Genomic DNA, 25,512 nt, shown 5'->3' on the forward strand with positions numbered 1-25,512 from the left:
TCCCACACCAGGCTCGATACCCTCGGTTCCATGACGTACAGCGGACGAGTCGAGGTCGGCGGACCGGTCGACGTGCAGGATGCCGGGGATCTGCAGATCACCAAACTGGCGGTGGGCCCGATGAGCAACAACGCCTACCTGTTGCGGTGCACACTCACCGGCGAGCAGGCGCTCATCGACGCCGCGGACGAGGCCGACCGACTCCTGGAGGTGGCCGGAACCGACGGCATCGCCCGCGTGATCACCACCCACCGGCACGACGACCACGTCCAGGCCCTCCCCCAAATCGTCGAGGCGACGGGCGCACAGACGATCGCGGGTGAGGACGACGCTGACGCGCTGCCGGTACCGGTCGACCTGCGGGTGCGTACGGGCGCCCGGGTGCGTGTCGGAACGTGCGAGTTGGAGGTCATCGAGCTCGTCGGGCACACCCCGGGGTCGATCGCCCTCGCCTACGACGACCCCGACGGCATCGTGCACCTGTTCACGGGTGACTCGCTCTTCCCCGGCGGCGTCGGCAAGACGTGGTCACCCGAGGACTTCGCGAGCCTCATCGACGACGTCGAGACCAGGATCTTCGGCCGATTCCCCGACGACACCTGGGTCTACCCCGGCCACGGCGACGACACCACCCTCGGCGCCGAGCGCCCCCGCCTCCCCGAGTGGCGCGCACGCGGCTGGTAGAACCCAGATTTGCGCCCAATTCGTCGACAAAGCCCGGCTTCGGTTGACGGATAAAGCGCAAATCTGGGGTCTACGTCACCAGGTCACAGGCAGTTCGTCGATGCCGAAGACGAAGCTCAACTGACGGAATTCGAGTTCGCTCTCGGGCACGGCGATCCCGAGGGTCGGAAAGCGCTGGAGGAGCTTGGGCAGCACGATGCGCAGTTCCATCCGCGCGAGCTCGGCGCCGATGCAGCGGTGGATGCCATGGCCGAAGGCGAGGTGACCGCTGGAAGGCACCCGATAGGGATCGAACTCGTCCGGCCGCTCCCCCGCCACCTTCGGGTCGCGGTTGGCAGCGCTGAGCGAGGCCAGGACGACGTCCCCGGCCTTGAGCTTCGTCCCGAACAGCTCCATGTCCTGCTTGGCGAAGCGCGGGAAGGCCACCTGCACGACCGACAGGTAGCGCAGGAGTTCCTCGATGACCCGGTCGACCGTCTCGCGGTTGCCTGACCGGACGAGTTCGGCGTACGCGGGGTCGCGGTGGAGCACGAGCGTGCTCAAGGCGATCATGCCGGCGGTCGTCTCGAAGCCGCCCGTGAACACGCCGTCGGCGAGCCCCGCGAGGTCGACGTCGCTGATGGCGTCGCCCTCCGCCTGGAGGATCTGGCCGATGAGTCCCGGACCGGGCTCCAGGCGCTGACGCGCGACGGCATCGAAGAGGAACTCACGTTGTGCCGAGACCGCGCCGAACGCCGCTGCGGCGCCGTTCGTCGCGTCGAAGCGCTGGCTGCCGAGGCGGGCGAAGGCTTCACGGTCCTCGTAGTCCAGACCCAACAGGGCGCAGATCGTGTTGAACGGCACCGGGAACGCGACGTGCTTCGCGAGGTCCGCCCCGGGCCCCGCAGCCTCAAGCGCGTCGAGCGCGTCGTCGGCGATCTGCTGGATCATCGGCTCCAGCCGGGCGAGCCGCCGCATGGTGAACTCGGGCGTGACGATCTTGCGCAGCCGGGTGTGCAGCGGCGGATCGGTGAACCCGAGACCTCCGATGTCATCGGACGTGGCCGGGCCGTCACCACGGAACAGATGACGGATGTCGTTGGAGTAGGTGTCGCGGGCGGTCAGGACCTCGCGCGTCTCGGCGTAGCCGGTGACCAGATACGCGTTGAACGCGAACGGCAGGTCCAGCTTGCGCATCGGCGATTCGTCCCGGTACCGCGCCATCTGCGGGACCGGGTCGGTGCCGACGCGCTGCAGCGGCGCCTTCGTGGACTCGGGGATGAACGAGATCCGCGAGAGATCGATTCCGCGCTTGCGCACGTGACGGCGGGCCAGCGCTCCGCCGATCCGCGCGCCGTAGGACTTCAACAACGACACGGACCGACGTTACACGCAGCAGTTGCTGTAGCGGCACATGCGGAGCAGTGTTGAACCACACATCGCTTCGTCGCGCAGGGGGTCCCCATGACCGCATCCGTCGCTCAGCAACCCGCCCTCAAACGGGTCATGGGTCCCAAGCTCCTGCTGCTGTTCATCGTCGGCGACATCCTCGGCACCGGCGTGTACGCACTGACCGGGCAGGTGGCGGCGGAGGTCGGCGGCGCCGCGTGGCTCCCGTTCCTCGTCGCATTCGTCGTCGCGCTGCTGACCGCGTTCTCCTACCTCGAGCTGGTGACCAAGTACCCGCAGGCCGCCGGCGCGGCGCTGTACGTGCACAAGGCGTTCGGCCTGCACATCGTCACGTTCATGATCGCGTTCGCGGTCATGTGCTCGGGCATCACCTCGGCGTCGACGGCTGCCCGCGCCTTCGCCTCCAACCTCGCCGTCGGCGTCGGCTGGGAGGCCTCGAACCTCGCGATCATGGCGATCGCGCTCGGCTTCATGCTGCTGATCGCCGCGATCAACGTGCGCGGTCTCAGCGAGGGAGTCGCGACGAACGTGGTGCTCACCCTCGTCGAGCTCTCTGGCCTCCTGCTGGTGATCCTGGTCGGCTTCTACGCGATCGCGGGAGGCGACGCGGACTGGAGCCGCGTGGTCGCGTTCGATACGCCGCAGGACAAGAACGTCTTCCTGGCCGTCACGACCGCGACGTCGCTCGCGTTCTTCGCCATGGTGGGGTTCGAGGACTCGGTCAACATGGCTGAGGAGTGCCACGAACCGAGCCGCATCTTCCCCCGCATCCTGCTGACCGGCCTCGGCATCACCGGCGTGATCTACATCCTCGTGTCGGTGTGCGCCGTGGCGCTCGTACCCGTCGGGGATCTCGCCGGCAACGACACTCCCCTCGTCACCGTCGTGGAGCGCGGCGCACCCGGCGTGCCGATCGACGTGCTCATCCCGTTCGTCTCGATGTTCGCGGTCGCCAACTCCGCACTCATCAACATGCTCATGGCGAGCCGGCTGCTGTATGGCATGGCGAAGCAACGGGTCATCCCGCTCGCGCTCTCCAGGGTGCACGAGCGTCGCCGCACCCCGTACGTCGCGGTGGGCTTCACGACCCTCATCGCACTCGCCCTGATCGTGTACGTCTCGGTGGCGAGCGAGAACGCGGTGGCGGTCCTCGGCGGCACGACCTCGCTGCTGCTGCTCGCGGTCTTCGCGGTCGTCAACGTGGCCGTGCTCGTCCTGCGGCGCGATCCGGTCGAGCATGAGCACTTCCACACGCGCACCTGGATCGCGCTGCTCGGGGCCGCGGCGTGCCTCTATCTGGTCACGCCCTTGTCGGGTCGGCCCGTCGCCCAGTACGAGGTGGCGGGCGGCCTTCTGCTGCTCGGCCTCGTCTTGAGTGTCCCGATGTACCTGACGAGCCGGCGTCGCGGGGAGAACTTGCAGGTGGAACATCCGGAGGACATTCCGCCGCGCGATCTGCCGTGACGCCGGCTCGACGACGGGATCAGGCCTGGCGGTTACCCCGCGGCGGCTCGGGCACCTCGGCCTGCTTCTCCGGGTGGCGCGCGGAGTACCACAGGCTCGCCACGGCGGTGATCGCGAGCGTCACGATGATCACGCCCAGGCTCATGAGGGTCGGGATCTCCGGCACCGGCACGTGCTCACCGCCGTTGATGAACGGCAGTTCGTTCTCGTGCAGCGCGTGCAGGAGCAGCTTGACGCCGATGTAGAACAGCAGGAACGCCAGACCGTAGGACAAGAACACGAGGCGCTGCAGCAGCCCACCGAGCAAGAAGTACAGCTGGCGCAGTCCCATGAGCGCGAACACGTTAGCCGTGAAGACGATGTACGGCTCCTGCGTCAGGCCGAAGATCGCCGGGATCGAGTCCAGAGCGAACATGATGTCGGTCGTGCCGAGCGCGATGATGACGAGCGCCATCGGCGTGATGACCCGCTTGCCGTTCTCGCGCATGACGAGCTTGAGGCCCGACCACTGGTCGGTCATGTTGAAGCGCTTGCGCGCGAAACGGACCACGGCGTTCTCGCCGTCGTCATCGTCGTCGTGGCTGGTCGCCAGCTTGATCGCCGTGTAGATGAGGAACGCGCCGAACAGGTAGAAGACCCAGGCGAAGTTGTTGATCGCCACGGCACCGACGGCGATGAAGATACCCCGGAAGATCAGGGCCAGGATGATGCCGACGAGCAGCGCCTCCTGCTGGTACTTCCGCGGCACCCCGAAGCTCGCCATGATGATGATGAAGATGAAGAGGTTGTCGATCGAGAGGCTGTACTCGGTCAGCCATCCGGCGAAGAACTCGATGCCGTAATCGTGCCCGTGGAACATCCACACCCAGATGCCGAAGATGATGGCCAGGCCGACGTAGATCGACAAGGCGATCGACGTCTCGCGGGTGCTCGGCTCATGGGGTTTGCGGGCGATGACCAGGATGTCGACCAGCAAGATGCCGACCGTCACCGCGATGGTGATGCCCCATTCGAGCGTCGTGACGTTCAAGGAAGGTGTCCTCCGGTTGTGATGGGTACCGGAGGTCTCTTCCACCGCCGTGGCGGCTCACAGCACCGGAGCACTCCCGTGAGGCTCGTGATGACGGCACTGCGACGAAGGAATACTCCCCTCCGTCCGACATTCTTACAGTACGCGCCCCCGGCGGTTTGCCCACCCCGAGCGGGTGCGTTCAGGCACCGGCTTCGAGCATCCCGCGCAGCTCCTTCTTGAGATCGGAGATCTCATCACGGAGGCGCGCAGCCACCTCGAACTGCAACTCCTCGGCCGCCTGGTGCATCTGCTCGTTGAGCTGATCGATGAGCGAGGCGAGCTCACCCGACGGCATCTCGGACGCTCCGTCTCCGGCCTGCCCGAGCGGTACGGCCACACCCTTGCGGCGGTGATCGCCCGTCGCCGCGAGCAGGTTCTTGGTGTCGGCGTCCTCACGCGCGAGCATGTCGGTGATGTCGCCGATCTTCTTGCGCAGCGGCTGCGGATCGATGCCGTGCTCGGCGTTGTACGCCATCTGCTTCTCACGCCGGCGGTTGGTCTCCTCGATGGCCGATTCCATCGAGTCGGTGATCGTGTCGGCGTACATGATGACTTGACCGGAGACGTTGCGCGCCGCGCGGCCGATGGTCTGGATCAGCGAGCGGTTGGAGCGCAGGAAGCCCTCCTTATCGGCGTCGAGGATCGCCACGAGGCTGACCTCGGGGAGGTCGAGGCCCTCGCGCAGCAGGTTGATGCCGACCAGCACGTCGTACTCGCCGAGCCGGAGCTCGCGCAGGAGTTCGACGCGGCGCAGCGTGTCGACCTCGCTGTGCAGATAGCGCGTGCGGATGCCCGCCTCGAGGAGGTAGTCGGTGAGGTCTTCGGACATCTTCTTGGTGAGCGTCGTGACCAGGACGCGCTCGTTGCGCTCCACCCGCGTGCGGATCTCGCCGATGAGATCGTCGATCTGGCCCTTGGTGGGCTTGACGATGACCTCGGGGTCGACCAGTCCGGTCGGGCGGATGATCTGCTCGACGAAATCTCCGCCGACCTTCTCGCGTTCGTAATCACCCGGGGTGGCCGACAGGTAGATGGTCTGACCGATGCGCTCGAGGAACTCCGGCCACTTGAGCGGCCGGTTGTCCATGGCGCTGGGCAGCCGGAATCCGTGTTCGACGAGCGAGCGCTTGCGGCTCATGTCGCCCTCGTACATCGCGCCGATCTGCGGGATGGTCACGTGCGACTCGTCCACGACGAGCACGAAGTCGTCGGGGAAGTAGTCGAGGAGGCAGTTCGGCGCCGTGCCAGGGGCGCGACCGTCCATGTGCAGCGAGTAGTTCTCGATGCCCGAGCAGGTGCCGACCTGCTCCATCATCTCGATGTCGTAGGTCGTGCGCATCCGCAGGCGCTGCGCCTCCAGCAGCTTGCCCTCACGCTCCAGCACGGCGAGGCGCTGTTCCAGCTCGGCCTTGATGCCCTCGATCGCCCGGGCCATGACGTCCTGGCCGGCCGCGTAGTGGGTGGCGGCACCCACGTAAAGCTCCTGGTCGTCGCTGAGCACCTCGCCAGTCAGCGGATGCAGCGTCATGAGTCGCTCGATCTCGTCACCGAAGAACTCGATGCGGACCGCCATCTCCTGGTACACCGGGAAGATCTCGACCGTGTCGCCCTTGACCCGGAACGTGCCCCGAGTGGAGGCCACGTCGTTGCGGACGTACTGCGCCTGGACCAGCGTGCGCAGAAGCTCGTCGCGGTCGACCTCCTCACCCACGCGGAAGCCGATCATGCGGTTGAGGTACTCCTGAGCCGAACCGAGGCCGTAGATGCAGGAGACCGTGGCGACCACGACGACATCGCGGCGGGTCAGCAGCGACCACGTGGCCGAGTGCCGCAGCCGCTCGACCTCCTCATTGATCGAGGAGTCCTTCTCGATGTAAGTGTCGGACTGCGCGATGTACGCCTCGGGTTGGTAGTAGTCGTAGTACGACACGAAGTACTCGACGGCGTTGTTCGGCAGCAGCTCGCGCAGCTCGTTGGCGAACTGCGCGGCGAGGGTCTTGTTGGGCAGCAGCACCAGCATCGGCCGCTGGAGCTGCTCGGCGATCCACGCGGTGGTCGCGGTCTTACCGGTACCCGTCGCGCCCATGAGCACGACGTCCTGCGCACCGTCGCGGATACGCCGCGTGATCTCGGCGATCGCCGCCGGCTGATCACCCGCGGGGACGTACTCCGAGACGACCTCGAACGGCGCCACCTGGCGCGTCATCTCTGCCGCTGACCTCATACCCTCCAGCGTACGCACCGGCACCGACAACGCCGCCGATACAGTGAGCCCATGCCTGCGGAGGAACGGCGCGCGCGCCGCACGCGCGAGATCGTCGAGGCGACACGTCGCCTCTTCGATGAGCGCGGCATGCGAGCAGCTCAGATCGAGGACATCGCCAAAGCGGTGGGCATCAACCGCGCGATCATCTACCGGCACTTCACCACGAAGGAAGAACTCTTCGCGATGACGCTCGTCGACTACCTCGGCGAACTCGAGTCGCGCATCGCCGAGGCCGACGCCCGGGCTGAGTCCCCCATCGACCGGCTCGACGCTCAGGCCGATGCGTTCTTCGCCTACGGCGCCGAGTACCCGGCGTTCGTCGACTGCGCGCAAGCGCTGCTGCGGTTCCGCGGCACCGACCTCGTGGACGAGGTCAGCCAGGAGCGGCTCATCGAGCTGGGCCAGGCCATGTTCCTGTGCCTCAACCACGTGGTGCGAGCACTCGAGGACGGCACCGCCGCCGGCGAGTTCGCCGTGGCCGATCCGCAGCTGCTGTCCAACATCCTGTACGCCGAGGGGCTCGGCGTCCTCAATCTCGTCAACTTCCAGAAGTCCGTGCGCTCGCTGCGCTCCGGCCTGCCGTTCATGGACGACCTGCCGTTCGACGACGTCGTGGCGCACGCCAAGCGATCACTCATCGCGATGGCCGTCGGAACGGCTCGTCCTGCCGACCCGCGCTGAACGCGCGCCGGCAGGACGAGGGGCTCACGCCTCGAGGATCGCGACGACGCCTTGGCCGCCCGCCGCGCAGATGGAGATCAGGCCGCGGCCCGATCCCTTCTCGTGCAGCAGCTTCGCGAGGTTGGCCACGATCCGGCCGCCGGTCGCAGCGAACGGGTGCGCGGCCGCCAGCGAGGACCCCTTGACGTTGAGCTTGCTGCGGTCGATCGATCCGAGCGGAGCGTCGAGCCCGAGCCGCTGCTTGCAGTAGTCGGCGTCTTCCCACGCGGCCAGCGTCGTGAGCACCTGGGACGCGAAGGCCTCGTGGATCTCGTAGAAGTCGAAATCCTGAAGGCTCAGGCCGTTGCGCTCGAGCATGCGCGGCACCGCGTAGACCGGCGCCATGAGCAGGCCTTCGCCGCCGTTGACGTAGTCGACAGCGGCGGTCTCGTAGTCGGTGATGTAGGCCAGCGGCTCCCAGCCGCGGCGCGCCGCCTCGTCCTCCGAGGCGAGCAGGACGGTGGAGGCGCCGTCGGACAGCGGCGTCGAGTTGGCAGCGGTCATCGTCGCCGCATCGCCCAACTGCTTACCGAACACCGGCTTGAGCTTCGCGAGCTTCTCGACGCTGGAGTCCGGACGCAGGTTGGTGTCCCGCTCCACGCCGAGGAACGGCGTCACGAGGTCGTCCTGCCAGCCCTCGTCGTACGAGGCGGCGAGGTTGCGGTGCGACGCGACGGCCAGTTCGTCCTGCGCCTCGCGGGTGACACCCCACTCGTGACCGGTCAGCGCCTGGCTGTCGCCCATCGAGAGCCCGGTGCGCGGCTCCTCATTGCGGGGCTGGTCCGGAGCGAGATGATGCGGGCGGATCTTGCTCAACAGTTTCAGTCGCGTGGCCGTGTCCTTGGCAGCGTTGACCTGGATGAGGATCTTGCGCAGCGAGTCGCCGACGGCGAGCGGGGCGTCGCTCGTCGTGTCGGTGCCGCCCGCGATGCCGAACTCGATCTTGCCGAGGGCGATCTTGTTGGCGACCTGGATCGTGGCCTGGATGCCCGTGTCGCAGGCCTGCTGGATGTCGACGGCGGGCGTGGCCGGCGAGAGCTTGGAGCCGAGCACGGTCTCCCGGGTGAGGTTGAAGTCGCGGCTGTGCTTGAGCACCGCGCCGGCGACGACCTCGCCTGCGCGCTCGCCTTCGAGCCCGAAGCGCTCGACGAGGCCGTTGAGCGCGGCCGTGAGCATCTCCTGGTTGGAGACGCCGGCGTACACGGTGTTGGACCGGGCGAACGGGATGCGGTTGCCGCCGATCACCGCGACGCGGCGCACGGCCGCGGGCTGGGGTGCTGACTTCGCAGACGCCATGACGAGGACCTTTCTTCGCAGGGGCGATGCATCGCTGTGGACTCACCGGGGACGGCAAGCTACAGTCACAGTAACGCGTTCAGATACCGATGGTATCCGAGAGATAGGACACATGTCGCGATGACCGACCGTTACCAGTCGCTGATCCAGAACCCGATCGCTCAGTTCCTCGTCAAGAACATCGGACTGCCCAATCCTCCGGAGCTCGAGCGGTGGCGCGGATCGGGCCCGCTCGTTGACGGCACGGTGCTGCTCGGCGGTACCGACGACGGCATCGTCCTCCCCCAGCTCCCGACGACGCTCAAGCACGCCGGCATCGACACCACCACGGTGCGCGCCGAGGGCCGCCGGTACAAGGGGCTCGTCTTCGACGCCACGGGCATCGACTCCACTCAGGGACTGGTGGCGATCCAGCAGTTCTTCACTCCCGTGCTGCGCCAGCTCGCGCCCTCGGCGCGCATCGTGGTGCTCGGCCACCTGCCCGATCGCACCGGGACCACCGGCGCGGCCATCGCTCAGCGGGGACTCGAAGGCTTCGTGCGCTCGCTGGGCAAGGAGATCGGCGCCAACGGCAGCACCGCCAACCTCGTCTACCTCACCCAGGAGTCGCGCGATGCGGTGGACGCGACGTTGCAGTTCCTGCTCTCGCCCAAGTCGACCTTCGTCGACGGGCAGGTCATCCGGATCGGCACGACCGAGTTGACCTCGGTCGACGGTCCCACCGACCCACGGAAGCCGCTGGCCGGCAAGGTCGCCCTCGTCACGGGGGCCTCGCGCGGCCTTGGTGCCGCCATGGCACGCACGCTGCACCGCGACGGCGCGAGCATCATCGGCCTGGACGTCCCGCCGCTGCAGAACGACCTCGCGGCCCTCATGGCCGAACTCGGCGGTTCCTCGATCATCGCCGACATCACCACCGAGGACGCGCCCGCGACGATCGCCGACCAGCTCCGCGACGGGGTCGACGTCGTCGTGCACAACGCGGGAATCACTCGGGACAAGCGGCTCAAGAACATGAAGCCCGAGAACTGGGACAAGGTCATCGACGTCAGCGTGGGCGCGCCGCAGCGCATCACCGACGAGCTGCTCAACCGCGGCCTGATCCGCGACGGCGGGCGCATCATCGGCATCTCGTCGATCGCGGGTATCGCCGGCAACAACGGCCAGACCAACTACGGCACGGCCAAGGCCGGCGTCATCGGCTTCGTCCAGGACCTCGCACCCCGGCTCACCGACCGGCGCATCACCGTGAACGCCATCGCCCCCGGTTTCATCGAGACCGACATGGTCAAGACGATGCCGATCGGCATCCGCGAGGCGGGACGCCGTCTCAGCTCGCTGTCGCAGGGCGGTCAGCCGGTCGACGTCGCCGAGGCCATCGCCTGGTACTGCCACCCCGGCTCGGGCGCCATCACCGGCAACGTGGTCCGCGTGTGCGGCCAGGGCTTCCTCGGTGCCTGACATGGCGACGCGCACCTTCGACACGGCGCCCGCGGGCGCACCACTCCTGCTCAAGGCCGCGCTGCCGGCGATCCCGGTCATCGGCAAACTGCCCGGTATCCGGCACGAGCGTGGCGGCCTGCCCGACACGACGCTCGTGCGGTATCGCGAGGTGTGCGGATTCCCGCTCTCCCCCGCTCTGCCCGCGACCTATCCGCACCTCGCCGCGCACACACTGCATCTGACGCTGATGACCGACACGGCGTTCCCGTTCACCCCGATGGGCGCGGTGCACCTGCGCAACCGCATCACTCAGCACCGTCCGATCGGTCCGGACGAGACCTACGATCTGTCATTGCGTGCCGCGTCGCTGACGCCGCATCCCAAGGGCCAGCTCGTCGAGCTGTTCTCCGAGGCCCGGGTGGGCAGCGAATTGGTGTGGGACGAGAGCATGACGGTCTTCTTCCGCGGCTCGTCCGGCAGCGGCCCCGAGCCGACCACGCCGCCGCTGGAGGGGCTCGAGGCTCCGACCGGACCGGTGCACTGGAAACTGCCCAGCAACCTGGGGCGCACGTACGGCGCCGTGTCCGGCGATCGCAACCCGATCCACCTGTATCCGCTCACCGCCAAGGCGTTCGGTTTCCCCCGGAACATCGCGCACGGGATGTGGACCAAGGCCAAGTGCCTCGCAGCACTCAGCCCGCGCCTTCCCGACGCCTACACCGTCACGGTGGAGTTCAAGAAGCCGATCCTCCTCCCGAGCACGGTCGTGTTCGGTCTGGAGCAGCAGGGTGACCGGACCGTCTTCGGCGTCCGAGGCACCCGCAAGCCCCTCCCCCACCTCGTCGGCACCATCGTGCCGCACTGACCAGCAGGCGGTCGGCTTACTTCTTGGCTTGGCGGATGAGGCCCTCTTGGGCGACGGAGGCGACGAGGGTGCCGTCCTCGGTGAAGACCTTGGCCGTGCTGAAGCCGCGAGCACCGGACGCCGACGGCGAGGTCTGGTCGTACAGCAGCCACTGGTCGGTACGGAAGGGCCGGTGGAACCAGATGGTGTGGTCGAGCGAGGCCGGCGACACCTTGGGCGAGCTGATGATGAGCCCGTGCGGCACGAGCGAGGCGCCGAGCAGGCTGAAGTCGCTGTAGTAGGTGAACGCCGCGTTGTGGATCGCCTCGTCATCGGGAAGCTCTCCGGCGGCCTTGAACCACATGCGTTGCACGGCGGGAACCGCCTCGCGCGACGGATCGTCGGCTGCGCGGTTGTCGCCGACGTACCGCATGTCGTAGCCGCCCCATTCGACGAGCCACTGGTCGGCTGCCTCGGCGTCGATGAGCTTGACCAGCTCCGACATCGGCGTGGCCTCGTCCGGGCCGGGCACGTCCGGCATCGCGTCCTGGTGGTCCCAGCCGGTCTCCTCCCGCTGGAACGAGGCGGTCATGTAGAAGATGATCTCGCCGTGCTGGCGGGCCGCGACGCGACGCGTGGTGAACGATCGCCCGTCGCGGACGTTCTCCACGTCGTAGACGATCGGAATCGCCGGGTCGCCGCCGAGGATGAAGTACGCGTGCAGCGAGTGCAGCTGCCGGTCCTCGGGCACGGTGAGATGCGCGGCCATCGTCGCCTGCGCCGCGACCTGCCCGCCGAACACGCGACGCAGCCGTGAGTTCCGCGGCTGGGAACCGCGGAAGAGTCCGACCTCGAGGGGCTCAAGCTCCAGCAGTTCGACGACTTCATTGACTGACGCAGGCACGAGCCCGATCCTATCGGCCGGTCAGCTCGGGTCGTCGCCTCGGTGTTGGGCCAGGAAACGCTCGAGCTGGGACGCGAGCTCCTCGCCGCTGGGCAGCCGGTCGTCGTCCTCCAGGAGCGAGCGCGCGGCGCCACGGGCGAAGGCGTCGTACTGCTGTTCCAGGCCGGTCAGCACCTCCTCGCCGTGCTGCTCGGCGATCTGCTCGTCGATCTGGGCGATGGCCTCGGGCTGCGCCGCGCGCAACGTCTCCAGATCGAAGGCGAGTCCGAGCCGGACGGCCAGGGCCTCCAGTAGCGCGATGGCCGCCGTGGGGTACTCGACCTGGGTGAGGTAGTGCGGCACGTGCACGACGTACCCGATGGCGTCGTGCCCGCGCTGGCCGAGCCGGTACTCCAGCAGCGTCTGCGCCGAGGACGGGATGGTGATCTCCGCCTCCCACAGGTTGCGGCGGTCGACCAGCTCGGGGCGGGTGGCGTGCGCGGTGATCATGGGCGGGCGAGTGTGCGGCACGCCCATCGGGACGGCGCCGAGGCCGACCGTCAGCGAGACGTTCTCGCGCTCCGCGACGCTGATGACCTCGTCCACGAAGTGCTCCCAGCCGAAGTCAGGCTCGGGACCGGAGAGCAGCAGGAACTCGCGACCTTGGAGGTCGTGCTCGCGGGTGATGGCGAGGCGGGGCTCCTCGTAGTCGCGGTAATGGTCGCCGTCGAACACGATCGGCGGTCGGCGGGCGCGATAGTCGTAGATCGGGTCGAGATCGAACTCGTACACGACTTCGCTGTCCTTGCCGCGCAACTGCGCGGCGGCGAGGGTCGCGGAGGAACCGGCGCTCAGGAAGCCTTCGAGGACGTGGATCAGCACCGGGCCCGGCTCACGCCGAGGCGAGCGGTCCCGGGATGGACGATTCGATGAGAACCACTTCGGCGTCAACGCTCTCACCCCTGTTGAGTATTCCCCGTGTCGAGTCCCGACAGTGCCGACCGCGTGTCGCTGGCGACCGCGTCCGGCGTCAAGCCCAGGCGCTCCAAGATGACGCCACGCTTCGCGTGGTCGAGGAACTCCTGGGTGATGCCGTGGATCCGCACGGGGACGGACACCCCGGCATCGTGCAAGGTCTGCGCGACGGTCGCGCCGACACCGCCCTGGCGGCCGTTGTCCTCGACCGTGACCACGATCCGGTGACGGCGGGCGAGGTCGGTGATCGCCGGGTCGAGCGGCTTGACCCAGCGCGGATCGACCACGGTGCTGGCGACGCCGTCGACGGCGAGGTGGTCGGCGGCGTCGAGAGCGACCTGTGCGAGCGGCCCGACGCCGACGAACAGCACGTCGGCAGCGGCGTCGCGACGCAGGACGTCGATGGTGCCGACCCGGTCGACAGCCTCGATGTCAGGTCCAACGGCGCCCTTGGCGAAACGCACCACGCTCGGCGCGTCGTCGATGGCGACCGCCTCGCGCAGGAGTTCGCGCAGCTGGCCGCCGTCACGCGGAGCGGCCAGGTGGAGACCGGGGACGAGCTGCAGCAGCGAGAGGTCCCACATGCCGTTGTGGCTCGCGCCGTCGTCGCCGGTGACTCCCGCACGATCGAGGACGAAGGTGACGCCGCAACGGTGTAGTGCGACGTCGAGCAGCACCTGATCGAAGGCGCGGTTGAGGAACGTCGCGTACACCGCGACGACCGGGTGCAAGCCGCCCATCGCCAGGCCCGCGGCGCTGGTCACCGCGTGCTGCTCGGCGATGCCGACATCGAAGACGCGGTCGGGGAACTTGTCGGCGAACGCGTCCAGGCCGACCGGGTAGAGCATGGCGGCGGTGATGCCGACGACGTCGGGGCGCTCGTCGGCGATGCGCACGATCTCGTCGCGGAACACCGACGTCCAGCCCGCGGGTGCGACGGTCGTCGCCTCGCCGGTCGCGAGGTCGAACGGATGCGACTGGTGCATCTGGTCGTTCTCGTTGGCCACCGCGATGTCGTAGCCCTGACCCTTGGTGGTGATGGCGTGCACGAGCACGGGCCCGCCGAAGCGTTTGGCCGCCAGGAGCGCCTGCTCCATGGCGGTGCGGTCGTGGCCGTCGACAGGGCCGATGTATTTGATGCCGAGATCCTCGAACATGCCCTGGGGCGCGAGTGCGTCCTTGACGCCCTTCTTCACCGCGTGGAGGGCCTCGTAGGCCACCTCGCCGATGCGGTGCCCGGACGTGAGGCGTTCGCGGATCGCCGTGAGCGTCGGCTCGTAACGCGGGTTGGTGCGGATCTCGGTGAGCTTGTTGGCGAGTCCGCCGACCGTCGGCGTGTAGGAGCGGCCGTTGTCGTTGACGACGATGACCACCCGGCGATGCGGGTCGGCGGCGATGTTGTTGATCGCCTCCCAGGCCATGCCGCCGGTCAGCGCACCGTCGCCGATGACGGCCACCACGTGGTCGTCACGGCCCTGGAGCTGATAGGCGCGAGCGAGGCCGTCGGCGTACGAGAGGGAGGTGGAAGCGTGCGAGTTCTCCACCCAGTCGTGGTCGGATTCGCTGCGCGAGGGGTAGCCGGACAGGCCGCCCTCCTGGCGCAATGTCGCGAAACCGTCGGCGCGGCCGGTCAGCATCTTGTGCACGTACGACTGGTGCCCGGTGTCCCACACGATGCGGTCCCGGGGGGACTCGAAGACGCGGTGCAGGGCGATGGTGAGTTCGACGACACCGAGGTTCGGGCCGAGGTGCCCGCCGTTGGCGGCGACCGACTCGAGCAGCAGCTGGCGGATCTCGGTGGCGAGTTCGGTGAGCTCGGCGTCGCCCAGCCGCCGCAGGTCCGTGGGACCGGAGAGGGAACGGAGCACGCTGGCCATTGCTCCATCGTAACGAGCCGACCCCACGGTGCCCGGTCAGCCCGACGCTCGTGCCGTCACCACGACAGCGCCGCGATCGCGCGCGACTCGAGGCTGCCGAGCCACACGCGGTTCCCCGCCTTCCGCACGCCGGTGACCATGCCGAAATCCGGGTGCGATGTCTCGACATCGTGCACGCGGCGACCAGTTGTCGGCTCGTAGGCCTGCACGTGGATCGTCGACTTCGGCTGGGGCTGGAAGCGGTCCGGTAACGACCACACCACCGAGCGCATCCACGGCGCACGCGGCAGCAAGGTGTCGAGCGCGGGGTCACGGGGCGAGGCGATCGTGACCCAGATCAGCCCGTCGTCGCCGAGGGCGATGTTGTCCGGGAACCCGGTGAGCACCGGGCCGAACTGGGTGACCGCCCCGCTGGCCAGGTCCACGCGTCGCAGGACGTAGCCCGCGGTCTCGGCCACGATGACTGCGTCCTCGGTTGGCGTGAGCGCGACGCCGTTGGCGAACGCGAGCCCGTCGAGCAGCACGTCGACGCGACCGTCCGGGTCACGCCGCAGCAACCTGCCGGTCGGCCGGTGCTCCAGCAGATCCGCACGCCAGTCGAACGGGCCGAACTTGCGCGTCGAGTCGCTGAAGAAGATCGTCCCGTCCGCGGCGACCGCGGCGTTGTTGCAGAACTTCAGCGCCACGCCCTCGACCCGATCCAGCAGCGTCGTGAGGGTGCCGTCGTCGCTGAGATGCAGCGGTCCGCGGAACCCATCGCACACGACGACGCCACCGTCGGGATGCATCTCCAGCCCGAACGGCCGGCCTCCCGTGTCCACCACGGGGTGCTCGCGCCCGGACTCCGGGTCGACGCGGACGATCCGACCGTCCTCCAGGCCCGTGAGCACGCTGCCGTCGGCGAGAACGAGAACGTCCTCCGGCCCCTTGCCAGAGACCGGGTGCACGTGCGCCAGGTGCGCTGCGCTCGGCTCGGAGGGATCCGCTACGGGAGGCCGCCAGCGCTGCGGGTCGATCGACGGCTTGGCCATGGCCGCACCCTAGCTGCTGCGGTAGCGCCCCCGCACGTGAACGAGCCCCTCGTCACCGTGGATCTCCGCGTGCTCGATGACGGCGACGAGCTCGAGCGCGTACCCGAGTTCACGCACGCCCTCGATGCGTGCGCCCAGCCAAGATCGCTGCGCGAGCGCGGGTCCCCACGCCGTGTCATCCCAGGCGCCCAACCGGAATGCACCTCCCGGTGCCGGCGCGAGCCCCGCGAACGCGTCGGCGAGGAACTGGTCGCCGCCGGAGAGCAGCGAGACGGTGACGAAGGTCCCGACGTCCACCGCCTCACCGAGCTCGGAGTCCGGGTCGATGAAGGCGACGACCCGGGCCTGGGGGCCGTCGACGATCACGAGCGAAGAGACGGTCAGCCCGCTGCGGTCGCGGCCCTCCCCCGTCGCGACGACCGTGACCGGCGCGGCGAGGCGCCCGCGGAACCGCCGCACGACGTCGCGGTCGGACTCGGGCGGCACGAACGGGTGGTCGCTGTGGATCGTCACGCCGCCAGGGTAACGACGAGGTGTCACCGACGGGCGTGATGACGCACGAGGGCCCCGGCGACAGTCGCCGGGGCCCTCGTGGTGTCGTCGCTCAGTTGTCGAGCAGCGAGCGGAGCACGTACGGCATGATGCCGCCGTTGCGGTAGTAGTTCGCCTCACCGGGCGTGTCGATGCGCACGACCGCGTCGAACTCGATCGTGCCGTTCTCGCCCTCGGCGGTGACCTTGACCGTCTTGGGCGTGCGGCCCTCGTTCAGTTCGGTCACGCCGGAGAACGAGAAGACCTCTTCACCGGTCAGCCCGAGCGACTCGGCGTTCTCGCCCTGCGGGAACTGCAGCGGGAGGACGCCCATGCCGATGAGGTTGGAGCGGTGGATGCGCTCGTACGACTCGGCGATGACGACCTTGATGCCCAGCAGCGCCGTGCCCTTGGCCGCCCAGTCGCGCGACGAGCCCGAGCCGTACTCCTTGCCGGCCAGGACGACCAGCGGGGTGCCGGCGGCCTGGTAGTTCTGCGCCGCGTCGAACACCGTGGTGACCTCGCCACCGGCGGTGAAGTCGCGCGTGAAGCCACCCTCGGTGCCCGGGGCGATCTGGTTGCGCAGACGGATGTTGGCGAAGGTGCCGCGGATCATGACCTCGTGGTTGCCGCGACGCGAGCCCAGCGAGTTGAAGTCGCGCGGCTGGACGCCGTGCTCCATCAGGTACTGGCCGGCAGGGCTGTCCTTCTTGATCGCACCAGCGGGGCTGATGTGGTCGGTCGTGACGGAGTCGCCGAGCTTCAGCAGCACGCGGGCTCCGGTGACGTCCTCGACCGGCTGGGGCTCACGCTCCATGCCCTCGAAGTACGGCGCCTTGCGGACGTAGGTCGAGTCCTCGTCCCACGCGAAGGTGTCGCCCTCGGGCGTCGGCAGGTTCTGCCAGCGCTCGTCACCGGCGAACACGTCGGCGTACTCGGACTTGAAGGTGTCGGCGCTCATCGAGGACGCGATGACCTCCTCGACCTCGGCCGGGCTCGGCCAGATGTCCTTGAGGTAGACCTCGTTGCCCTCGCTGTCGAGGCCGAGCGGCTCGGTGGTGATGTCGAGGTCCATCGACCCGGCGAGCGCGTAGGCCACGACGAGCGGCGGCGACGCCAGGTAGTTCATCTTGACGTCCGGGTTGATGCGGCCCTCGAAGTTGCGGTTGCCCGACAGCACCGAGACGACGGCGAGGTCGTTCTCGTTGACGGCGGCGCTGACCTCGGGGATCAGCGGACCGGAGTTGCCGATGCAGGTAGTGCAGCCGTAGCCGACGAGGTTGAAGCCGAGCTTGTCCAGGTACGGCGTCAGGCCGGCACGCTCGTAGTAGTCCGAGACGACCTTGGAGCCGGGCGCGAGCGTGGTCTTGACCCACGGCTTGCGCTGCAGGCCCTTCTCGACGGCCTTCTTGGCGAGCAGCGCCGCGCCGATCATGACCGACGGGTTGGACGTGTTGGTGCACGAGGTGATCGCCGCGATCGTCACGGCACCGTGGTCGAGCGTGAAGCTGGTCCCGTCCTCGAGGGTGACGTCGATCGGGTTGCTCGGGCGGCCGCCGTCGGCCGGCACGCAGGACAGGTAGTCCTTCGGCGCGCTCTTGCCGTCGTCATGGCTGGACACCGGGTCGGACGCCGGGAACGTCTCGGCGACGGCCTCGTCGTAGCCGGTCTCCTCGTTGGCGGCCGGCGGCACACCGGGCTTGCGGTCGCCGTCGACGTCCTCGGAGACGTAGTCGGCCAGGGCTCCGCGGAACCCGGCCTTCGCGTCCGAGAGGTTGACGCGGTCCTGAGGACGCTTCGGGCCGGCGATCGACGGGACGACGTCGGCGAGGTCCAGCTCGAGGTACTCCGAGTAGCGGGGCTCGCGGTCCGGGTCGTGCCACAGGCCCTGGGCCTTGGCGTAGGCCTCGACGAGAGCGATCTGCTCGGGGCTGCGTCCGGTGAGCTCGAGGTACTTCGTGGTCTCCTCGTCCATCGGGAAGATGGCGACGGTGGAGCCGTACTCCGGGCTCATGTTGCCGATCGTGGCGCGGTTGGCCAGCGGCACGGCACCGACGCCCGAGCCGTAGAACTCGACGAACTTGCCGACGACGCCGTGCTGACGGAGCATCTCGGTGATCGTGAGCACGAGGTCGGTCGCGGTGGCACCTTCGGGGAGCTCGCCGGACAGCTTGAAGCCGACGACGCGCGGGATCAGCATGCTGATCGGCTGACCGAGCATCGCCGCCTCGGCCTCGATGCCGCCGACGCCCCAGCCGACGACGCCGAGGCCGTTGACCATGGTGGTGTGCGAGTCGGTGCCGACGCAGGAGTCGGGGTACGCCACGACCGAGCCGTCGGCCTCACGGGTGAAGACGACGCGAGCGAGGTGCTCGATGTTGACCTGGTGGACGATGCCGGTGCCCGGGGGCACCACCTTGAAGTCGCTGAAGGCGCCCTGGCCCCAGCGCAGGAACTTGTAGCGCTCGCCGTTGCGCTCGTACTCGATCTCGACGTTGCGCTCGAACGCCTCGGGGGTGCCGAACACGTCGGCGATGACGGAGTGGTCGATGACCATCTCGGCCGGGGCGAGCGGGTTGATCTTGCTGGGGTCGCCGCCGAGTTCGGCCATCGCCTCACGCATAGTGGCGAGGTCGACGACGCACGGGACGCCGGTGAAGTCCTGCATGATCACGCGGGCGGGCGTGAACTGGATCTCCTTGCTCGGCTCCGCGGTCGGGTCCCATCCGGCCAGCGCCTTGATGTCGTCGGCGGTGATGTCCGCTCCGTCCTCGGTGCGCAGGAGCGCCTCGAGGAGGATCTTGAGACTGAACGGCAGGGAGGCGACGTCGAGCCCCTCCCCCTGCACCGCATCCAGTCGGTAGTAGTCGTAGGACGAATCACCGACTTGGAGGGTGTCCTTGGCTTGGAAACTGTCGACGCTCATCGTCTCTCCTTCGCGTGTCTTGACCCATCCTGCCGACCTTTCGGTTCCGCGCATCACGGAGGCCGACGCAATATCTTGACATCAAGATACCTTGCCGCGGCGGGGCCTTCAACGAAGGTTGCCCTTACCGCCGGGGGTCACCGCATGGAGCCGACGACCCGGAGGGCGGCACGGCCCTGCCGCACCCGGGACTCCCACGTTACGCCGATCACGAGGAGCACGACACCGAGCACGCCGAAGAGCGCCCAGCGCTGCACGGCCATCGCCAGCGGCCAGAGGTTGACGACCACGAGGAGGGCCAGAACGAGCGCCCCCACGAGGAAAGGCGCCTGCCACGAACGCCACCAGCCGACCGTCAAGGCGACGACGGCGGCACCACCGAGCAGGATGGCGCGCAAGCTCGTCGGGTCGGCCAATGCCTGCGGCAAGGAGGGCAACACCGCCAGCGCCAGGCCGACGCCGAGGGCGGGAACGGAGCGTACGGACGCGTCGCGCGCCATGAACCACGCACCGATGCCGAGCGCGACCGCCGCGAGGGGAACGGTGAAGGCCTCGACCGCTGTGACCTCTTCGCCCACGATGAAGCAGATCCAGGCCAGCACGGCCAGCACGATCGCAGGCACGGCGAACCAGCGCCGGTCGGCGACATCGGCCGCCGCGGCGAACAGGCTGAGGGCGAGCACGAGGAACAGCAACGCCATCCAGGAGGCGTCCCGGACATCCAGTCCGGCCAGCACGCCGGCGAATGCGAGGACAGCCGCCACCACCTCGAGCGGAATGCGGCGTACGAGGGACTCTACGAACCAGCTCGCGACGCCGAACGCCGCGACTCCGGCGAGCGTGAGCCACAACGAGACCGCACGGGTGTCGAGTCCGGCCGAGTTCGCCAACGCCACGCCGGCCACCGCGCCGGTCAGTGCGGTCAGCACGCCGCTGACGGCGCCCACGAGGTCCCAGCGGGTCGTGGCAGTGAGCACACCGAACGCCACGGCCACGGCGGCGTAGGCCCAGGCCGCGACACCGTCATCACCGGATGCCGGGACGAGTGCCACCAGCAGGGCAGCAGGACCGACCCACTGCTCGACCTGGCTGCCGTGCACGAACCGCCACGCGATCAACGCCGCACCGGCGATCGCGACAGCGGCCTGGACGGCCTCGGGCAGGTCCGTCGCCGACATGGTGGCCAGCACGCCCACGACCACGATCGCCAGCACGAGCGGCCGCACGAGCGGCGACGGCAGGGCGAGGGTCGGCCGCCGGCGAGCTCCCCAGGCGGCGATGGCGGCGCCGAGGCTCAACGAGGCGATCGCGGTCGCGCTGACCGTCGCTTCGGACCACCCGATCAGCACGACGAACATCGAGCCGCCTGCCGCCGCCACGAGCGCGGCCTGAGCACCACGCGCCCACGTGGACGCGCCGCGCACGAGGACGCTGCCGAGCGCGACGAAGACGGCGGCCACGACCGCTGCGACCGTGGCGGAGACTTCGCCGGCCGCCGCCGTGACGACGAGGATCCCTGCGGTCATCACCGTCACCGCCGCCGCGCCGGCGGCGCCGCGCGGCATGATCAGCGCGGCGACGCCGCTTCCGACCGCGATGACCGCGAGCGGGGCACCGTGACCCTCGAGCACGAGCCCGTCGAGGTCGGGCGAGGCGAAGGCCTCGGAGAGTGCGGCCACGACCAGGAACGGCACCATGGCCACCCCGACCGGCACCACGATCCAGAGCGCGACGGTCGTGCGAAGGCGCCATGCCAGCGCGAGGACGAGGGCAGCCAGCAGGGCTGCCACCGCTCCGGACCAGAACGCGGTCCAATCGGCCTCGGACCACAGGTATACGAGCACGGCGGGGACGGCGATCCACGGCGCGACGCCCGCGTAGATCTGCGGAAGCACCAACGGCCGTCCCAAGCGCCCACGGGCGGTGCGGGCGAGCGGAATCGTGAGGACCGCGAGAACGACCGCCCATCCCCCGACGTAGATCTCGCCCGGTATCGCGTCGAGCCCGAGGAGTCCCTCAGCTCGCGCGGCGAACCAGTCCAGCGTCAGGAGGCCGAAGACCACGGCCCACAGGGCCTCGGCCGACGCTCCGAGACGACGACGGGTGGTGAAGGCTGCCGCGGCGGTGGCCACGAGCGTGGCGGCGAACAGCGCCATGGACCGGCCGAACAGTCCGAGCCGATCCCACGAGACCGAGATGAAGATGGTGGCGGCCACCAGCAGCAGGAGCGCGCCGAGAGCGAGGATGACCGACCCCACGTCGAGCCCCTTGCGCGGCTCCTGCGCCGTCGCCTGCGGGGGCATCGATCCTGGGAACGGTGGCAACGAGGACGCCTGCGGAGCGGTCGGCGCGACGGGAGGCGCCGGCGGCGGAGCCCAGGCCGCGGGAGCCGACGCCGCAGGCGACGGTGCTTGCGGGGGCACGGCCGCAGCAGACGATGCGGGAGGCGCGGTCGGCGCGACGACCGCCGTCGCGGGCGGCTGAGGGCGGGTCTGCCGTGCCTGCGCGACGAGCGCGTCGAGACGCTCCATCTGCCGCCACAGCTCCGTCGCCCCGGGCCCCGTCAGCGCAAGCCCGCAATGAGGACACTGGGTGTGGCCGGAGATCCAGCCACGGCAGTCGGGGCAGGCGTGCGGGTCCGCGTACTTCACCAGCCTCGACGACGCGGGCGCGACCTGGGGCGGCATCGGAGGCTGCGGACTGTACCCGCGCACCTGCGCGACGAGCGCGTCGAGACGCTCCATCTGCTGCCACAGCTCCGTGGCGGAGGGACCCGTGAGCACGAGCCCGCAGTGGGGACAGTGAGGGTGTCCGGAGATGTGGCCTCGACAGCCGGGGCAGGCGTGCGAGTCTGCGTACTTCACCGGATTACCCTCTCGTCAACGCTCGGCGGGAGCAAGCACGGCCACGCACTCGACGTGGTGTGTCATGGGGAAGAGCGCGAAAGCGCGCACCGAGCGCACATCGTAGCCGTGCTCGATGAACGTCTTGAGATCGCGCGCCAACGCCGCCGGATCGCAGGCGACGTAGACGACCGTGCGCGCGCCGAGGGCTGCGATGGGCGCCACCGCGTTCTTGGCTCCCGCGCGGGGCGGGTCGAGCACCACGACGTCGGCTGATCCACCGAGCCAACCACGAGCGAGAGCCTTCTCCACCGGCGCACGCTGCACGGTCGCCTGCTCGAACTCCGCGAGGTTCACTCGTGCGTCCTCATGCCCGGACCGGGCACCCTCGACGCTCACCACCTCACCTCGCGGGCCGGCCGCTTCGGCGAGGAAGGCCGAGAAGAGACCGGCGCCGGCGTAGAGGTCGAGCACGCGATCCCCGGGTTGCACCTGAGCCCCGACGAGGACAGCGTCGACGAGGGTCTCCGCGGCTCGCGGATGGACCTGCCAGAACCCCGACCCGGACACGTGGAACGTCCGGCCGTGCACCGTCTCGTGCAGTGTGCCGCTGCCCGCCCGCACCTCACCGTCGCGCCCCACCACACCGTGGACAGGCCCGAGATCGCCGGGGACCTCGGCGTCGGTGACGAGGACCCTCTCCCCCGTGGACGAGATGACGGATTCGACGGGGCCGCCGTCCCATCGCGCAGCCGGAACGGGCGGAGCATCGGGGTGGGCGATCCGGCACCGGTCGATCGGCACGACCGCGTGATCGCGATGACGCCGCAACCCGGCGCGTCCGGACTCGTCCACCGCGTAGGTGACGCGGGTGCGCCAGCCGAGGCCCTCGGGCTGAACGGCCTCGACCTCCACGTCCCACTCGAGCCCGGCGAGCCGCTGCAGTTGCTCGCGGACTACCTGGCCGAGCAGACGCCGCTGGCCTTCGGGGCTGACGTGCTGGAAATCGCAGCCGCCGCACGTGCCCGCGAAGGGACACGGTGGAGTCACCCGGTCGGGTGCGGCCTCGAGCACCTCGACCGCGTCGGCCCGCAGGAAGCGCTTCGTGCGTTCGGTGATCGCGATCCGCACACGTTCGCCCGGCAGCGCATGACGTACGAACACGACCTGTCCGTCCAGCCGCGCGACACAGTGACCGCCGTGAGCCACCGGCCCCACCTCGACGACGGGCAACTCGGCGTTCACCGGCGCGGCCGGATGCCCCGGCGCACGTCGCCGGCAGCGGGACGGTCGTCGAGCGGGTGCGCGTGGTGCGCCGACCGCAACTGGTAGGGGACGCTGACCGCCATGACTCCGGGCATGAACAACAGTCTGCTCTTGAGACGCAAGGCGGTCTGGTTGTGCAGCAGCTGCTCCCACCAGCGACCCACCACGTACTCGGGGATGTAGACCGTCACGGCATCGCGCGGGCTCTCCGACCGGAGCGTCTTCACGTACCTCACGATCGGTCGCACGATCTCGCGGTACGGCGAATCGAGAACCGTCAGCGGCACAGGCACCCGGTGCTCGTCCCACTGCCGCAGCACCTCGGCGGTCTCCTCGGCGTCGAGCTCGACCGTGACCGCTTCTAGCCGGCTCGGCTGCGCGGCGCGGGCATAGGCGATCGCGCGCATCGTCGGCTTGTGAACCTTGCTCACCAGGACGATCCCATGCACGCGCGAGGGCAACGTGACGTCGCTGTCGTCGATCGCCAGTTCCTCGGCCACGCGGCGGTAGTGGCGATGGATGGCGCGCATCATGACGAACAGCGCGACCATGGCGCTGATCGCGATCCATGCGCCCGCGAGGAACTTGGTGATCAGGACGATCACCAGCACGGTCCCCGTCATCGTGAGACCGAAGGTGTTGATGGCGCGCGACCGCAGCATGCGGCGCCGCTCGCCGGGATCCGTCTCGGTCGCGAGAAGGCGGGACCAGTGACGGATCATCCCGAGCTGGCTGAGCGTGAACGACACGAACACGCCGACGATGTACATCTGGATGAGGCGTGTGACCTCGGCGTCGAACACGAGGATCAGCACGACGGCGGCGAGGGCCAGCATGACGATGCCGTTGCTGAACGCCAGCCGGTCACCGCGGGTGTGCATCTGCCGCGGCAGATAGCCGTCGCGGGCGAGAATCGAGCCGAGGACGGGGAACCCGTTGAAGGCGGTGTTCGCCGCCAGGATCAAGATGATGCCCGTACAGGCGATGGTGAGATAGAACAGCGGCGGGAAGTCCGCGTAGAGCGCCTTCGCCAGCTGGCCGATCACCGTGTCCTGCACGTAACCGGAGTCGTGGCCGAGCGGTTCGCCGTCGCGCAGCAACTGGTGCGCGGGATCCTCGACGTACCGCAGGTGCATGAGGTCGGCGAGCACGATGATGCTCATCAGCATCGCGATGGAGATCGAACCGAGCAGCAGCAGCGTGGTGGCGGCGTTGCGGCTCTTCGGTTTGCGGAAGGCCGGCACGCCGTTGCTGATCGCCTCGACGCCGGTGAGTGCGGCGCAGCCGGACGAGAAGGCCCGCGCCAGCAGGAACGCCATGGCGAGCCCCGTCACAGCACCCTCGAACTGCGCCTCGGGGGCGATCTCGAAGGCCGCGCTCTCGACCCGGGGAAGGTCCCCTGTGGCATAACGCACGTAACCCCAGATCGCCATCACGGCGATCGCGCCCATGAACAGGTAGGTGGGGATCGCGAACGCTGTGCCCGACTCCTTGACTCCGCGCAGGTTCACCGCCATGAGCGCCAGCACGAGCAGAGCTCCCGCCGTCGCCTCGTGGCCGTTGAGCCACGGCAACGCCGCCGTCGCGTTCTGCACGCCCGAGGAGATCGACACTGCCACGGTCAGGATGTAGTCGACCAGCAGGGCGCTCGCGACCGTCAGGCCCGCGCTCGGCCCCAGGTTCACGGTCGCCACTTCGTAGTCGCCGCCGCCGGACGGGTACGCGTGGACGTTCTGGCGGTAGGACGCGACGACCGTCAACATCACGACGACGACGCACAACCCGATCTGCCAGTTGAACGCGTAGGCCGACAAACCACCGAGCGAGAGGGTCAGGAAGATCTCGTCCGGCGCATAGGCCACGGACGACAGGGCATCGCTCGCGAACACGGGAAGAGCGGTGCGCTTGGGTAGCAGTGTTTCGCCGAGCTGCGCGCTGCGCAGCTTGCGACCGATCAACGCCCGTTTGACGGCGCCGGTGATGCTCACTCGCCAGATCGTAT

18 protein-coding genes are annotated in these 25,512 nt (G+C 69.0%); 5 read left to right on the top strand and 13 right to left on the bottom strand.

Features of this window, described 5'->3' with window-relative positions; genetic code table 11:
• Window positions 1-30 precede the first annotated feature (30 nt).
• A complete protein-coding gene (locus tag EHW97_RS06190; protein ID WP_124236298.1) occupies window positions 31-684 on the top strand; it encodes an MBL fold metallo-hydrolase in 654 nt (217 codons plus the stop codon).
• Window positions 685-759: 75 nt separating this feature from the next.
• Here the strand turns inward: EHW97_RS06190 and EHW97_RS06195 are convergent, their stop codons facing one another.
• On the bottom strand, window positions 760-2,040 hold the full coding sequence (locus EHW97_RS06195; RefSeq protein WP_243696322.1) for a cytochrome P450: 1,281 nt from the start codon (window positions 2,038-2,040) through the stop codon (window positions 760-762).
• 87 nt (window positions 2,041-2,127) lie between these two features.
• Between EHW97_RS06195 and EHW97_RS06200 the strand changes: the two genes are divergently transcribed.
• Complete coding sequence (locus EHW97_RS06200; RefSeq protein WP_124236299.1) at window positions 2,128-3,537, top strand: APC family permease; 1,410 nt, start codon at window positions 2,128-2,130, stop codon at window positions 3,535-3,537.
• 19 nt (window positions 3,538-3,556) lie between these two features.
• On the opposite strand, the gene EHW97_RS06205 is transcribed toward EHW97_RS06200, so the two are convergent.
• Entirely contained in the window at window positions 3,557-4,567 is a 1,011-nt protein-coding gene (locus EHW97_RS06205; protein WP_124236300.1) for a TerC family protein, read from the bottom strand.
• A gap of 181 nt (window positions 4,568-4,748) precedes the next feature.
• Window positions 4,749-6,833 carry an excinuclease ABC subunit UvrB gene (gene uvrB, locus EHW97_RS06210; RefSeq protein WP_124236301.1) on the bottom strand — a complete coding sequence of 695 codons (2,085 nt, stop codon included), beginning with the start codon at window positions 6,831-6,833 and terminating at the stop codon, window positions 4,749-4,751.
• Between the two features lie 51 nt (window positions 6,834-6,884).
• Between uvrB and EHW97_RS06215 the strand changes: the two genes are divergently transcribed.
• Complete coding sequence (locus tag EHW97_RS06215) at window positions 6,885-7,556, top strand: TetR/AcrR family transcriptional regulator (RefSeq protein WP_124236302.1); 672 nt, start codon at window positions 6,885-6,887, stop codon at window positions 7,554-7,556.
• Window positions 7,557-7,580: 24 nt separating this feature from the next.
• On the opposite strand, the gene EHW97_RS06220 is transcribed toward EHW97_RS06215, so the two are convergent.
• The gene (locus tag EHW97_RS06220; RefSeq protein WP_124236303.1) at window positions 7,581-8,891 is read right to left on the bottom strand and encodes an acetyl-CoA C-acetyltransferase; all 1,311 of its coding nucleotides are present in this window, start codon (window positions 8,889-8,891) and stop codon (window positions 7,581-7,583) included.
• Between the two features lie 120 nt (window positions 8,892-9,011).
• Between EHW97_RS06220 and EHW97_RS06225 the strand changes: the two genes are divergently transcribed.
• Both EHW97_RS06225 and EHW97_RS06230 read left to right on the top strand, forming a co-directional pair.
• Window positions 9,012-10,352 carry a 3-oxoacyl-ACP reductase gene (locus tag EHW97_RS06225; protein WP_124236304.1) on the top strand — a complete coding sequence of 447 codons (1,341 nt, stop codon included), beginning with the start codon at window positions 9,012-9,014 and terminating at the stop codon, window positions 10,350-10,352.
• 1 nt (window position 10,353) lies between these two features.
• Window positions 10,354-11,199, top strand: a complete 846-nt coding sequence (locus tag EHW97_RS06230) for a MaoC family dehydratase (protein ID WP_124236305.1) — start codon at window positions 10,354-10,356, stop codon at window positions 11,197-11,199.
• Between the two features lie 16 nt (window positions 11,200-11,215).
• Here EHW97_RS06230 and EHW97_RS06235 read toward each other — a convergent pair whose 3' ends face one another.
• The 9 genes from EHW97_RS06235 to EHW97_RS15510 all read right to left on the bottom strand — a co-directional run bounded on the left by EHW97_RS06235 (window position 11,216) and on the right by EHW97_RS15510 (window position 25,498).
• Window positions 11,216-12,082, bottom strand: coding sequence for an acyl-CoA thioesterase (locus tag EHW97_RS06235; RefSeq protein WP_124236306.1), 867 nt, complete (start codon window positions 12,080-12,082; stop codon window positions 11,216-11,218).
• Window positions 12,083-12,103: 21 nt separating this feature from the next.
• A complete protein-coding gene (locus EHW97_RS06240; protein WP_243696323.1) occupies window positions 12,104-12,943 on the bottom strand; it encodes a PAC2 family protein in 840 nt (279 codons plus the stop codon).
• A 74-nt stretch (window positions 12,944-13,017) separates the two neighbouring features.
• Window positions 13,018-14,913 carry a 1-deoxy-D-xylulose-5-phosphate synthase gene (dxs, locus tag EHW97_RS06245; RefSeq protein WP_124236307.1) on the bottom strand — a complete coding sequence of 632 codons (1,896 nt, stop codon included), beginning with the start codon at window positions 14,911-14,913 and terminating at the stop codon, window positions 13,018-13,020.
• 56 nt (window positions 14,914-14,969) lie between these two features.
• The gene (locus EHW97_RS06250) at window positions 14,970-15,944 is read right to left on the bottom strand and encodes an SMP-30/gluconolactonase/LRE family protein (protein ID WP_124236308.1); all 975 of its coding nucleotides are present in this window, start codon (window positions 15,942-15,944) and stop codon (window positions 14,970-14,972) included.
• Between the two features lie 9 nt (window positions 15,945-15,953).
• Window positions 15,954-16,457, bottom strand: coding sequence for a flavin reductase family protein (locus EHW97_RS06255; RefSeq protein ID WP_124236309.1), 504 nt, complete (start codon window positions 16,455-16,457; stop codon window positions 15,954-15,956).
• A 91-nt stretch (window positions 16,458-16,548) separates the two neighbouring features.
• Window positions 16,549-19,401, bottom strand: coding sequence for an aconitate hydratase (locus EHW97_RS06260; protein ID WP_124236310.1), 2,853 nt, complete (start codon window positions 19,399-19,401; stop codon window positions 16,549-16,551).
• 137 nt (window positions 19,402-19,538) lie between these two features.
• Window positions 19,539-22,184 (bottom strand): SCO7613 C-terminal domain-containing membrane protein, encoded by a 2,646-nt coding sequence (locus EHW97_RS06265; RefSeq protein WP_166367407.1) that lies wholly within the window; start codon window positions 22,182-22,184, stop codon window positions 19,539-19,541.
• Between the two features lie 96 nt (window positions 22,185-22,280).
• Window positions 22,281-23,408 carry a class I SAM-dependent RNA methyltransferase gene (locus EHW97_RS06275; protein WP_424922779.1) on the bottom strand — a complete coding sequence of 376 codons (1,128 nt, stop codon included), beginning with the start codon at window positions 23,406-23,408 and terminating at the stop codon, window positions 22,281-22,283.
• 77 nt (window positions 23,409-23,485) lie between these two features.
• On the bottom strand, window positions 23,486-25,498 hold the full coding sequence (locus EHW97_RS15510) for an APC family permease (RefSeq protein WP_124236314.1): 2,013 nt from the start codon (window positions 25,496-25,498) through the stop codon (window positions 23,486-23,488).
• Window positions 25,499-25,512 lie beyond the last annotated feature (14 nt).

It is taken from the genome of Aeromicrobium camelliae (assembly GCF_003850045.1).
Taxonomy (GTDB): domain Bacteria; phylum Actinomycetota; class Actinomycetes; order Propionibacteriales; family Nocardioidaceae; genus Aeromicrobium; species Aeromicrobium camelliae.